The 13,436-nt window shown below is 55.9% G+C and carries 6 protein-coding genes; all 6 read right to left on the bottom strand.

Annotated elements, in window-relative coordinates; genetic code table 11:
• Nucleotides 1-12: 12 nt before the first annotated feature.
• The 6 genes from G3M56_RS07305 to G3M56_RS07330 all read right to left on the bottom strand — a co-directional run bounded on the left by G3M56_RS07305 (nt 13) and on the right by G3M56_RS07330 (nt 13,427).
• On the bottom strand, nt 13-5,865 hold the full coding sequence (locus G3M56_RS07305; protein WP_164361598.1) for a DUF3320 domain-containing protein: 5,853 nt from the start codon (nt 5,863-5,865) through the stop codon (nt 13-15).
• A 103-nt stretch (nt 5,866-5,968) separates the two neighbouring features.
• Complete coding sequence (locus G3M56_RS07310) at nt 5,969-6,856, bottom strand: GIY-YIG nuclease family protein (protein WP_164361600.1); 888 nt, start codon at nt 6,854-6,856, stop codon at nt 5,969-5,971.
• A gap of 15 nt (nt 6,857-6,871) precedes the next feature.
• The gene (locus G3M56_RS07315) at nt 6,872-8,893 is read right to left on the bottom strand and encodes a DUF262 domain-containing protein (protein ID WP_164361601.1); all 2,022 of its coding nucleotides are present in this window, start codon (nt 8,891-8,893) and stop codon (nt 6,872-6,874) included.
• A complete protein-coding gene (locus G3M56_RS07320) occupies nt 8,883-10,331 on the bottom strand; it encodes a DUF262 domain-containing protein (protein WP_164361603.1) in 1,449 nt (482 codons plus the stop codon). Before G3M56_RS07320 ends, G3M56_RS07315 begins: the two co-directional genes overlap by 11 nt.
• A complete protein-coding gene (locus tag G3M56_RS07325; RefSeq protein ID WP_164361605.1) occupies nt 10,328-11,629 on the bottom strand; it encodes a restriction endonuclease subunit S in 1,302 nt (433 codons plus the stop codon). Before G3M56_RS07325 ends, G3M56_RS07320 begins: the two co-directional genes overlap by 4 nt.
• A gap of 49 nt (nt 11,630-11,678) precedes the next feature.
• Complete coding sequence (locus G3M56_RS07330; RefSeq protein WP_164361607.1) at nt 11,679-13,427, bottom strand: type I restriction-modification system subunit M; 1,749 nt, start codon at nt 13,425-13,427, stop codon at nt 11,679-11,681.
• Between the last annotated feature and the right edge of the window lie 9 nt (nt 13,428-13,436).

A 13,436-nucleotide genomic window follows, 5' to 3' on the forward strand; every position in this document is an offset into this window, starting at 1 on the left:
GATAGGATCTGTCTAATTGGAGGAGAGGGCGCGTTCGATGCACTCACGTCCATTTGAGGAAAGCCGTCTGACCCCAAAGAGTCTTGAGATTTCATAAGCCTGGTCATCGCCTTGGATGTGCTTCGAGGCCAAGAGGATTTCTTCAGGGGCGATATGTTCGATTTTGCGGGTGCTGTCCTCGCAGACAGGGACACGGGGTGAAGATAGAGAGGCTTTCGATGCCTCGTCTATCCAAATGAAGGAACTTGAATCTCCATCCGAGCTGGTATGGAAGTGCTCGTCCACAATTGAAAAAATTCTCTCCCTGATCAGTCGTCCGGATCGTTTGAATCCATGAACCCGGGCGATACGATTGACCAAAAGGTCGTCGGCAATTGGAGCCTCTGTCTTCAAGGTGTGCTCGATGAGCTCTTTCAGAACTGGTGTGTAGAGTTCATCGTGAAAAAGCTCGGGGTCGAGTTTGCTTTCAAAGGCAGCGAAGTCCGTTACTACGTATTCCACCGGTCTGGCGATTGTCTGTGATTCTTGGGGAGTGGTGGTTTTCGTAGTGACCGGGCTCTCTTCTGCAGGGATGGTATCCACCGCATTGCAGGCGATTTTCTTCAGTGGAAGGAGCTCCTCCGGCTGCTCGGTATCAGTAGTATCGAAAGCGTTGGTATCCCTGAACTCCAAGATCTTGGATTCAGTTTTCAGCTTGTCCGCTTCGAGTAACTCACGGATAGCCGTGTCGAGACGTTCTATCTCGGCTTCCTGGTTGACGAACCAATCGGTTGACCACACACGCAGTAGCTTCCAACCGAGCCCTTCGAGAACAGAGGCCCTCACTTTATCCCTGTCTCGAGCAGTAGCCGCGCTGTGGTAGGTAGCTCCGTCGCATTCGACGCCCACCAAGAAATCTCCCGGGCGATCAGGATGCACGATGCCCAAGTCGATCCGGAAGCGGGAGACTCCGACCTGAGGGACGATTTGCCAACCCTTCTCTTCCAAGCGTCGGGCAACGGCTTCTTCGAATGGGGAATCATATCCGCCGACTGAGCCTTTTACCGCCTCGGCCAGGGCACGAGGGCCGCGTTCAGCAAACTCCAGGAAGTGTTTCAGGTCCTTGACTGCGCGTGCACTGGTACGGTTCAGGTCGATCATTGAGGGGTCGAACGAGGTGAAAACCTTCATTTCGCGGCGTGATCGCGTGAGTGCGACGTTGAGTCGGCGTTCGCCACCGTCCCGGTTTAGTGGACCGAAATTCATCGACATGGTCGGCGATCCTGGCTCGGTCGGACCATAGCCGATACTCAGGAGAATGAAGTCCCTCTCGTCACCCTGTACGGTTTCCAGGTTCTTCACCACGACTGGCTCGGTGCGGTCCGGGCTGAAGAACGGTTCTATTTCGGGTTGCTTTCGTCTGGCATCATCCAAGAGGTCTTCGATCAGTCGCTGCTGGTCGGCATTCAAGGTGATGACACCGAGCGAATAATCTGCGGCAACAAACTCTGGATCGGTCAGTAGGCGAACCACTTCAGCCACGATGGCCTTGGCTTCGTCCTGGTTGGTTCGAGCCTTGCCCTTTGCATAGACACCATCGACGCGTCTCCATGTGACAGCACTCTCACGTGTCTCTGCGGCGGGGAAAGTGATCAAGTTGCCGCCGTAGTATTGGTGGTTGGAAAATGCGATCAGGCTCTCGTGACGGCTTCGGTAGTGCCAGGACAGGCTATGGCGTGGAATCCCGACAGCCAGACATTCATCGAGGATGCTCTCCATGTCGTCCTCAACACTGCCGTCGAAGTCGCTATCGCCACTGGCGCGTTGGAAGAAGTTGGTGGGGGGCATTTGTTTTGGATCACCCGCTACGATCACTTGTTTTCCCCGGGCGATCGAACCCACCGCATCCCACGGTGCAATCTGGGAGGCTTCGTCGAAGATCACCAGATCGAACAACTCTTGGTCGGCAGGCAGGTACTGGGCGATCGAAAGCGGGCTCATGAGCATGCATGGTGCCAGATAGCCGAAAGCACTACCCATTTCAGATGCCAGCTGGCGGAGAGGTTTGTGGCGGCGCTTTTTCTGCAGTTCATGCTTCAAGATGCCGTAGCCGTCCTTTTTGCCGACTTCTGTTTTGGACGGGAGGCGTCCAGCGAGCACGGTGCGGGTGTACTCTATGCTAAGGCGAGCGACCTCATCGTCGATCTTGCGGAATTCATCGATGCTGTCCATGTGCTCGACGGCAACGAAGTCACGCAGGATGGGCTCGCGATCGATTGATTGGGCGGCAAACCATTTGCTATAGGCTGCCAGGAAGGACGGCTCGACCTCACCTTTCGGCAAGCTGCCGTTCTCCGCCGCAACTATGAGGGGTTGCAGGCCAAGTGAGAGCGCATCTTGACGGACCCTTTGCCAAGTACACCATGACTTGAGCTTGTGTTCGTTGTCCGTGATGGCGCTACAGCTTTGATCCAATGCATCGAAGGAGGGAATCTCGTCATTGGCTATCCCACACAAGGTGGTGAATTGGTCAAAAGCGATGCTGTATTCTTCTAATGCTTGAGCCAGTCGGGCTGTCGCTTGGCTGATGCTGCCTTCTGGTGAGAGCATCATATTGGCATCCACGACGATCCTGCGCGTAGCAGATGACAAGTCGACGTACTCATCAGGCTCGGTAGCCAGTGAGGAGAGTTTGCCCCGGAGCGCGGTGCTCAATTTCAGGGCTTCTGCCAATTGCTTGGTATCTGACTTGAGGAGGTTGAACCCTGGTACGTCATTCAGCAGCTTATCCAGCCCACTGACTTTCAGGTGTATCTCCCTCAATCGTCTGAGGTGTGGGAGATCGGATGGAACATCGGGTACACCACTACAGCCTCCGGCTTGGGCTAGTTGCTTTGCCACCTTCTTCTTCGCGAATAGGGCAAGGATCAGGAATTTGCCCTGCGCCTCGTTCCATGCGCTCTCGATCTGCTCGATGTTTACTTTGGCTGGCGCATCCGCGGAATAGGGGACAGAGAGGTTCTTTAGTAGCCTCTGGTATTCATCCAGCAGAGGAATCAACTCATCAATTGCAGCAGACTTCTTGTTGATGTCCGGGCTGAATGCAAAATTGAGATCCCATTCATAAGTGAGCAGGACGGTTTTGATGAAGTCCAATAGCTTACTGGTAGCTTCGTGGTCGTTCGCTTCCAACTTGAGGTTGCAGCTCGCCAGTACCTTGTCCCTGGCACCGCGCAGATTTTCGGCTTTTTGGGGCAGGCGTTGGGCGTGACTGAGTACAGACTCCTGCCACTGGTTGGACCATTCCTTATGCGTGATGATCGAGAAATCCGCAGGGCACGCAGAGAATGATTCCAGGTTGAGGTCAAGTCTTCTGGCAACCTCACGCATCTGATCGAATGTGTCACGGTCGTGAACAGTCCCGGCATGCCACTTGAGTGCAGGTGTGGCACTGGAATGGTCTCTGGCAACGATACCGATGGCTTGATGGACGCTCATTCCATTGGGATGCCGCTCATGGAGACACTGGCTGACTTTGTTGAGTCGGTCACGTAAAGTGCGCAGGCGCGTGGTTTCTGCGTCCCATTTGGATTGGCTCAGGTCTCCGCGTACTTCCCATGCTCGGTCAAGTTGCTGCAGGATCTCCATTTTGGAGGTGTTGTTCGAATGCACCTCAAGACAGAAATCGCCCAGCCCTCTCTCTTCGAGTCGACGGTATACCACTTCCAATGCCGCCATCTTTTCCGCGACGAAGAGAACACGACGGCCCTGAGAAATGTTGTGAACGATCATGTTGGCGATCGTTTGTGATTTGCCTGTGCCTGGGGGGCCGTCCAACACGAAGTGAGAGCCTTGACCCGAAGCAACCACGGCGGCTAACTGGGAGGAATCTGCGGGCAACGGGGCGAACAAGGATGATGGGTCTACTTTCTCATCCAGTTCATGTTCCTTTGGATATTCACTGTTGCCTTCAAACCCCTCTTGGCCACGCTCGATCAAGTGCTTGACCACAGGATTCTCGAGGAGTTGCTCCCGGCGATCCACCAGGTCTTTCCACATGAGGTATTTGGCGAATGAGAAGGTGCCTATGGCCGTATCGGTGGTGACCTCAAATCCGGCGATGTCCTTCACTGCAACCCGGACATGATTCCAGATACCTTCCACATCGATGCCGCTCGCGTCTTCGGGGAGGTCGCCGTCCAAGCCCGGGATGTGAAGGTCGAAGTCTTGGCGCAATAGCTCCAGTAAGGTGAGGTTGAAGCGGGGCTCGTCCTCATGGCTGGTCATCACCACTCCGGAGAGTGCACTTCTACGCGTCAGGGTGACTGGGTAAAGGATGAGTGGGGCGCGATAGGTGCGTGGGTCTTCTGCGCTTTTCTTCCAGTTGAGGAAGCCCAGTGCGAGGAAAAGTGTGTTGGCTCCACCTTCAGCAAGGTCGGAATTTGCCTTTCGGTAGAGATCGATCAACGACGCCTCAAGCTTCTTCGCGGGCAGTGGGGAAAGTACTTCTCTGGAAGCCAAAGCATCCAAGGCGTATTGCTTGGTCAGATCTTCGTTGTTTTGCTGGCCGTAGAGTTCGACGTCGCGACCTCCTGCGGACAGGTCAGGCGTGGCTGAGATTTTGATTGATTTGCCTGCTGCAAGCATATCCTCCAAGGTGCCGGGGGCTGGGCAGGTCAAAGGGATGTGTTTGCTGTTCGGCGGGAGATGCAGCAATCGGTTTCTTGCTGTGAGATCAAGTAGCTTGCGCTGCCATTGAGTAATGCGGTCGTCTGGAGTTTCCGCAGTGGTGGTGATTTCAATATCGATCGGCGGCAGGACTGGCGCTTCTTCCAAAGCATCTGAAATCTCTTGCTTCTCAACGTGCTCCGCTTGCTTGGCAATTGGTGACGCTAACCCAAGCGGCTTGATACGGCGCATGCGGGCGCGACGAATATCAATCGCCATGTGGAACTCGTCATCGTTAAGCTTCGCTTCGGCATGTTTGACCGCCTTACTGAAGGGCGGTGTGGGCGACTTGGTTACCAGCGTGGTCTCAAATACCAGGATCTCCTTCAACTCGACTCGCTTTCGCACAGCCATGGCCTCCTCGATGGTCAGTTGGGTGAACTCCTGAGGTTGCAACCAGACACCAACAAAGGCATGCCCTTCCGTGATCACGATGAGGGGATTGAGGCTGGCCTGTTCCAGAGCAGCTGCGAACAGCATGGAACTGTCCAAGCAGGTGGCCAGACGACCTTCGAGTATGGCTCCCGGGGTGCGGACCTTTTGTCCTGATGTCTCGAAGCTCGCGGGGGGCAGGGAGTAGCTTAGTTGGAGTCCAGCCACAGCGGACCATATTGCCGAGGTGATTTCCCAAACCCTGCTGCGTGAGCGGTCCTCATAGCCGTTGATGGAGTCGTTCTTGCCTGCCCGGCGCAGGGTGTCGCTGGCCATCTTCAAGACTTTGTCGATGGCTGGATCGTTCGGCATGCAGAATGCGGGAAGCAACTCGGGCATCGACGCGGTGCCGCCCCAATGGGTCTTTGCCAGCAACTCCACAGGGTAGGATTCACTCGCTACCTTTTCTCCATCGACATCCTCCTTACATACCTCGATGACAACATCCCCGCTGACGCCTTCGGTCAAGTCCGCCAGCATCCCGGCATTCAGTTTGACATCTCTTTCAGGTAACCGGATCCTCGAACCGGGCTCGATCCGATCGACGCGCCAGATCTTGGTCTCTAGAAATCCAAGGTCGCTCTTGAGCACGATCACCAGATCCTCCATGACCTCTTCCCCCTTGTTTTCAAGGTCGAGTTCCAACAGAAGGGGGACGGAGTTCTGGTGCGAGGCAAAGCCGACTTTTTTAGCAACGGTGGCTGTGATTTCCAAGGACGTGTTCATGATGTTTGGATGCGTTGGGGGCTCTCTTACGCCAGTTGGTGCAGGATGAACTTTCAGAGGCTAACAGAAAGTATCTGGATGTCGTGCAAGGGGGAGGGTGGGGTTATGCGTTGATGAGTTCTTTGGGCTGTTGGGATTGGCGTTTCACATCGTCCAGCGTTTTTCCATCTTCGGTCTTCCACTCGATCCAGCCGTTGGCCGAGCGGCCCTTCAGTGCGATGGCCGCCGCGCTGGGCGAGGCGAACAAATGATCCTTGGTGAAGGTGAGCGAATCGCCATCGACCTCCACCACGTCCGATGCGATGATCTTCTCCCGCCATTTTTCGGTGCTGGTGTCCTTGATCGACTTCACGCTGGAGCGGCGTCCTTTGGATCCCTTGAGGACGACAAATCCCTCCGTGTTGTAGATTCCGACGCCTTCGGTTCCCGGGCCTTTGCAGTAGAATTTCTGTTCGCTTTCCGAGCCACTTTCGGGCGTGACCAAGGGGGTGAACAGCGGATATCCGAGCGTGCCCAACAAGCTGCGAGCTGTGTCGAAGATCTCCAGGCATTCAGCCTCCAAGGGAGCTGGCGTGTGCGGTTTCGACCCGCCGTTGCCATTCTCGTCCGAGTAACGCTCCGCTTTGCGGATTTCCTGCAGGGAGAGCCACTCCAAAAACAGGCCGTGGGTCTGGGTCAGACTGTTGGTCCGGGAGATCAGTATCAGTGCCCGCTCCCAGAAATCCTTTTTGCTGTCGTTGTTGTGCTGCGAGAGGCGTTTTCGCAGTTCGCCGGTTTGCCCGACGTAGACCAGTGGCTGCTCGCCGGACTCGCCTCCCACCAGGAAGTACAACCCGACCTGCCCGCTCTCCGGCATCTTGAGGAAGTCCTGCAGCAGGCTGCGGGGAACCTCGATCACCTGGACAATGCGGGTGGTGATTTCGGCGATGCGGATGCCTCGTGGATCCCCGTCAGGGAGGAAGATTTGGATCGTTTTGGCGTTAGGAGTCATGAGGGAAGGCTGTGCTCAGCTGGCTGCTGTATCGGTGTTGAGTAGTGTCGAGATCATCTCCTCTTCGTGCTCGAGGATTGCCGCCTTGTCCCAGTTGTCAAACTGCATCATGAGGTGCTGCTTGGGACTATCGATGGAGTTCTGGGCGTAATAGTCCTTCTTGGCCGCCGGGCTGAAGTTGCTGAGGCGGGAGTTCTTGCTGTGGCTGATCAAGCAGAGGTTGCCAAAGTAATGTAGGGAAGGATCGTCGCTCATATCCTTGACTCCCTCCATCGGTGTCTGCGGGTAGTAGTGCTCGACGGAACTGCGGAAAGTGAACTCGTAGTTTGCAATCTGCTTTTGACTGTTGTCGTTGCGGTATTTCTGCCACAGCAGGTAGTCGAGGTAGTTGAAGACCAAGTTGTTTTTGATCTTGGTGAAGCGCATTTGCGGGCTGATGTCCCCAGCGGAAAGCGTACCTGGATCCCGCTGAGGTTTTCCTTTGCGGCGATAGATCATCTCGTAATAGGAGGCTCCTTCACCTTTTACCAGATAGCGATCAAATACGAAGGCGCGAGCCACGCCCTCCATGTGTGTCAGGTACTCGCTCGCGATGACGTCAGATTCGTTGCTGAACAAATAGTTCAGAGCCGCATTGAGCCAGTGCTTGTAGACCATGGTTGGCGTCGACACATGAAATGCGGAGAGCAGCATCAACAGGCTGCGATTGAGCTGATCATCGCCTCCGTCGAAGGTGTTTACATAGCTGCTCTTGCCAAGGGAATTACGGCTATCACCTTTGTTCCATTTGTAGCGCTTCAGGCTCCATGAATCGGATCCCTTGAGGAACTCGCGCTTGATAATGTAGTGGTCGAACAGGTGCTTACCCTTCAGTAGGTTGAAGATGAATTTCCGGCTCCTCTCAAGCGGAGCCTCCGCCTTGAGGATATGCTCCTCAAAGAGTTGAATCAGTCTCTTGTCGTCGAGTGGAACGTCATTGTCCGTGTGTGCCTGCGTACCTTCGTTGACGCTGATCCTCAGAATGTGGAGCAGGAAGTTCGGGAAGTTGATCACCGAGTTGAAGCGGTCGGGAGTATCGTCCCCATCCTCGGTAGTTGTGCGCTCCTTTACTGGGTTGGCGATGATGTAGGACAAGGCTTTGCTCTCATCAGCGCTGCTTTCCTCGCTGTGCTGGGCTACGGTTTGACACAACTGCTCGAAGTTCTTCGGCTGCAATTCATCCCATTTCTGGTCCCCGAACAGCTCATTACGCAGCTTCGGAGAGAACCCTGACTGGGCGTATTTCTCCATGTTCGCGCAGGACTCCCAGACCAGATGCAGGGTCCGCTTCGAGCTCTCTTTGATTGCATCATCAGGCTCTTGGTTCAGCACCTCCAGCAGCTTCGCCTTGAGCACTTCATGTTTCTCCAGCTGTTCGCCACGGCTGTTCATGATCTCAAAGTAGTGATTGAGGTCGGTATCGTCCGGGACTTGAATCCGCATGACCTGCACCTGCTCAAAGAGGAACCGCTCGAAATGTTGGAGCTTCTCCGGGCTGTTCTTGAAGGCGAGATCCAGAGCCTCGCCGATCAGCCGGTAGCCGTTGGTGATACCGGTATTGATCTCCTCTGGCTTGAGCGCGTCACTGGGCTCCTTGTGGAAGTGACGGTTGGTGATCGTATCGAAGGTCTTCTTCGACAGCGGTCGGCTTTCGAAGTGGATCTTGGCGTCGCGGTACCACGCTGTGTTCGCAGATCCGTTGTTCTTCAGGTACGAAGTCAGCAAGGAGAGTGTGGTAAGCCGCTGCTGGCCATCGATCGTCTCAAAGACCGTGTGCCGCGCCGAACGATCGGCTTGCCGACGGAAGACCACGAGCGAGCCGATGTAGTAGGGCCGCTGCTCGGGCATGTAGTCGATGATGTCCTGGATCAGTTGGGTGATCTCACCCTTCTCCCACGCGTAATTGCGCTGGTACATGGGAATGAGGTAAGTGTCATCGCTCCCCAGCAGTTGCTTGACGGTAAGTTGAGTGACTTCTTCGGTGTTGCTAAACGGCATAGTACCTCATTTCTTCAAAAAGCTCCCTGATCGCCTTGGTGGCTTCAGTCTTGTGGACGTCCTTCTCTTGTAATGTGTCGAGCGGGTAGCTGAGGAACTCACTCGGGTGGGTGGATTCCCTGACCAGCTTGAACAGATTACCGTTATCCAGCACGTGGTTGTCCATGCTCGCGAGTTGGACCACCTGCTGCCTCAGGCGCAGCGTGTAGGACCAGATGAAAATCTTCTCCACCGCCCGCGAGATCTCCGTCAGTCCGAACTTGTCGACGTAGTAGAGCAGCAAGCAGTCAAAGATGGAGCGTGTGTAGCGGTCGCCGGTGCGGTTTCTACCAGAGTAGGTGTTCAGAGTATCCAGGATGCGCCGTGGCAGCTCGTCCAGCTTGGTGTGGTCTACGATGGGGGGCAGCTTCTCTCCGGCATGACGGATATCCTTCACCTTGTTCTGGTAATGGGATACCAGCTCGAAGAAACGGCGGCCGTTGATGATGATCTGGTCGAGGTGGAAAGGGAAGTCGAGGCGATGGTGATCGATCCGGCGCTCGTACTGGTGGTTGTAGTGATCGACGAAATGGTGGGCCATCCGTAGTTGCTCCACATAGGGATAGTCAGCGATCTTCTCCATGTTCACCCCCTTGAACAGGCCGGTGTCGTTCTTACCAAAGTAGCGGGCGGAGCTGTCCTTCGCCCAGTTTCTGATCCGGTAGAGGTAGAGGGCAAACAGATTGGCGAGCTCCTCGGTCTCGGAGTTCTCCCATTGGGCCACGGTGGCAGCCTTCAGTGATTCATCGGCTTCGGTGAACTCCCGCAGGTGGTAGGCCTTGAGCAGATCGTGCGGTTCCAGGTCTCGACCACGTGCGTTCTGCGAATCGAAAAACTGGAACGCTTCGGAGACATTCTCCAGCGAGAAGGTCACCAACTGGCATTTCTCCAGCAGGAACACCATCAGCTCCTCGGTGAAATCCGGGCGGGTGACCAGGCGGCAGATCTCTTGGTAGTTGCGGTAGATGTTGAGGTGGGAGATCTCGCTGTCGAACTCCGGGTCGATCAAACCTTGTGCATCAAAATCACTCAGGTGCTTCTTCAGCCGGTGGTCTTCAACCTGATCCCGGCGCTCCTTGAGGAAGGCTTTTACGATCAAGAGCAAGGTGATCGTCCGCTGCTGTCCGTCTACAATGTTTCTGCAGCCCTTTTCCTTGTGGAAGACAATGGTGCCCAAGCGGTAGGAGGACTTGCCCTGGTGCTTGGTAATGTCCCCAAAGAGCTGGTTCACGTTCCTCACGCCCCACTTGTAGGGACGCTGGTATTCCGGGATGCGCAGCGACTGGTCGGAGAGGAGCGCTTTGACACTGATGATCGCCTTGTCCAACGGCTCGGCAGTACGAGTGTCTGCGGTGCCGTTGGGTTTCGCGCTTGGATGGTCGGCAACAAGCTGGCTCATGCGGACACCTCCTGACTGACGTCGATTTGGCCGGTGACGGCGGCGGAGATGAGGGCGGTGCGACGCTCCTGCAAGAGCTCGATCGCCCGCTCGGCCTCAGCGGTGAGGGTGTCGAGTTTGTTGTTCTCATTAGCTAGGTGAGTCGCAATGGCGGCTCGTTCATCGGCTGGTGGGTACGGAATCTCGAAGTTGTTTAAGACGCCAATTGTCAGTTGGTTGATCGTTGATGTCATGAAGGCGCCTGCCTGAAATTCAAACAGAGGTGAGTTCAATACACATCCAATGAACGCGCTATCAGGGCTCCGGTAGATGGTCATGAAGGCACCAAAGGTAAGTCCTTGTGATTGTTCGGTAATTGTTGCGTTTTTCCCGATGAGAGCACGGCTTCCATTTCGGGAACAGATCAAGATGTCACCCGGTCTTGTGATCAATTTCTCAGGGATCTCGCAACAGACATAGACGTTATCATTGAATGATATCTGCCCTTTTTGGACATTGGATGATCGTAATACCAGTGTACCGCAACTCTCATCGACGATGTCCCCTGGACCGTAAGTGAGCCCAATAATGGCCTCACCTAGGTGTTTAAGTTTCTTCACCTCCCAATGCTCTGGGATGTCGCCGAGCCATTCGATGCCGGAGGGTTTGAGTGGGGCCTTGGGGGTGAGGCCTTTGGTGACGGCGTGGGAGATGAGGGCCTGGCGCTTTTCCTTGAGCAGCGCGATGAGGCGGCCTTGTTCTTCGATCAGCGCGTCGATCTTGGCGGTCTCCCGGTCGAGAAAGGCGGCGATGGCCCGTTGCTCGGTGAGGGGGGGGAAGACCAACGGCATTCGACTGTGCAGTTCAGGCTGTAAGTCCCATTGGTTAACACGGATCCCTTTAGAATTAGAAAGGTAGCCTGTGATGTAACGAGGAGACCTCATCAAGTAATGTAGGAAGCGGCTCTCTTCTTTGTGGAGGGCGCGTAAGACGAAGTATGCAGGGCTGACAATGCCACGATGATCAGATATCGCGACTGATCCCTGCCAAGCCTTCATCTTGTTAATGGCTAGATCACCGGGCTCAACCAGCTGGTAGCCACTTAGATCTTCAGATGGCTTGTTGAAGTTATCGTTGCGACTAGCCTTTGGAATTACTCCTAGATCCCGGTAAACGGAGAGCAGCTCCTCATCAGGATACCCAGTACGTTTAATTCTACGAAAAGCGGTCCATAGCGGTTTTACCTCCCAATGCTCTGGCACTTCACCGAGCCACTGGACGCCGATGTCTTTGTATTTGGGGTAGCGTGGGAAGCTCATGGTTGGAAAAGCTGAAATGTTGAAAGCGGAAAACTGAAATCCTGATGCTTCACTGGGAGAGACCTTGGATGAGGTTGAGGATCTTGTCGGTGCAGTCCTTGAGGTCGGCGTCGATGGCTTCTAGCTGGCGCGGCGGGGTGAAGACGTAGAAGTGGCGGTTGAAGGGGATCTCGTAGCCGACCTTGGTCTTGCTGTGGTCGATCCAGGCGTCTGCGGCATGGGGCAGGACCTCGCGCTGGAAGTAGGCCTCGACGTCCTCGCTGAGGGGGACGTTCTCGGTATCGCGCAGGGAGGAGTCTGGCTGGGGCTGGCCTTTGGCTTTGCCGCGTTGGCCGAGGACGATCTCGCCCTTGTCATCCCGCTGGGGGCGCTCGACGGTGATGGTGTGGTAGCCGAAGTCTTCGTTATTGAAGATGCGGGAGACGGGCTTGCCGTCGCGGCTGGCTTCCTCGAAGTCGCCGAAGAGGCGGGTGATGTCGTCGATGTGCTCGGGGGAGAGTTGCTTGCGCTTGGAGCCGAGCGATTTGCGCATTTTCTCCCAGAAGGAGGAGGCATCGATGAGCTGGACCTTGCCCTTGCGGTGGGCGGGCTTGCGGTTGGAAACGATCCAGACGTAGGTGGAGATGCCGGTGTTGTAGAACATGTCTGTGGGGAGGCCGATGATGGCCTCGACGAGGTCGTTCTCCAGCATGTAGCGGCGGATCTCGCTCTCGCCGGAGCCCGCGCCGCCGGTGAAGAGGGGCGAGCCATTGAGCACGATCCCGAACCGGCTGCCACCGTCTTTGGCCGGGCGCATCTTGGAGACCAGGTGCATGAGGAAGAGCAAGGAACCATCGGAGACGCGGGGTAAACCGGGGCCGAAGCGGCCGTTGAAGCCCTGCTCTTTGTGCTCCTTGGTGATGGCGGTTTTGATCTTCTTCCACTCCACGCCGAAGGGCGGGTTGGAGAGCATGTAGTCGAAGTGCTTGGCGGGGAGGCCGTCCTCGGAAAGGGTGTTGCCGTGGATGATGTTGGTGATGTCCTGGCCTTTGATGAGCATGTCGGCCTTGCAGATGGCGTAGGATTCGCCATTGAGCTCCTGGCCGAACATCACGAGGCGGGCGTCGGGGTTGATCTCGGTGAGGTGTTCGTCGGCCACGCTGAGCATGCCACCGGTCCCTGCGGTGGGATCGTAGAGGGAGCGGACGATGCCGGGCTTGGTCAGGGCTTCGTCGTCCTCGATGAAGAGGAGGTTGACCATGAGGCGGATGACCTCACGCGGGGTGAAGTGCTCCCCGGCGGTCTCGTTGGAGATCTCGGCGAACTTGCGGATGAGCTCCTCGAAGACGGCTCCCATTTCCGCATTGGAGATGGTGTCTGGGTGGAGGTCGATGGTGGCGAATTTCTCGGTGACTAGGTAGAGCAGCCCGGCTTTGTCGAGGCGGTCGATCTGGGTGTGGAAGTCGAAGCTCTCGAAGATGTCACGCACGGCGGGTGAGAAGGCCTGCATGTAGGAGCGCAGGTTCTCGCCGATGTGGTCCTGGTCGCCCATGAGCTTTTTCAGGTCGAGCGGCGAGGTGTTGTAGAAGTGCTGCTGGCTGACTTTGAGCAGGAAGGGTTCGGGGTTTAGCCCGGCGGCCTCGCGCTTGGTCTTCTCCGCCAGTACGGCTTCCTTGGTGGCCTCCAGTACGCAGTCGAGACGACGCAGCACGGTGAAGGGTAGGACGACTTTGCCGTATTCGGATTGTTTGTAGTCGCCGCGCAGAAGGTCGGCGACCGACCAGATGAAGGAGGAGAGGTTGTTGGGTGTGTCGGCCATGGTGGGACT

The organism is Sulfuriroseicoccus oceanibius (assembly GCF_010681825.2).
Taxonomy (GTDB): domain Bacteria; phylum Verrucomicrobiota; class Verrucomicrobiia; order Verrucomicrobiales; family SLCJ01; genus Sulfuriroseicoccus; species Sulfuriroseicoccus oceanibius.

What these genes read in the sequence shown, in the direction of transcription:
- G3M56_RS07305 (WP_164361598.1), bottom strand. Translation starts at nt 5,865, where the DNA reads ATGAACACGTCCTTGGAAATCACAGCCACCGTTGCTAAAAAAGTCGGC.
- G3M56_RS07325 (WP_164361605.1), bottom strand. Translation starts at nt 11,629, where the DNA reads ATGAGCTTCCCACGCTACCCCAAATACAAAGACATCGGCGTCCAGTGG.
- G3M56_RS07310 (WP_164361600.1), bottom strand. Translation starts at nt 6,856, where the DNA reads ATGACTCCTAACGCCAAAACGATCCAAATCTTCCTCCCTGACGGGGAT.
- G3M56_RS07315 (WP_164361601.1), bottom strand. Translation starts at nt 8,893, where the DNA reads ATGCCGTTTAGCAACACCGAAGAAGTCACTCAACTTACCGTCAAGCAA.
- G3M56_RS07320 (WP_164361603.1), bottom strand. Translation starts at nt 10,331, where the DNA reads ATGAGCCAGCTTGTTGCCGACCATCCAAGCGCGAAACCCAACGGCACC.
- G3M56_RS07330 (WP_164361607.1), bottom strand. Translation starts at nt 13,427, where the DNA reads ATGGCCGACACACCCAACAACCTCTCCTCCTTCATCTGGTCGGTCGCC.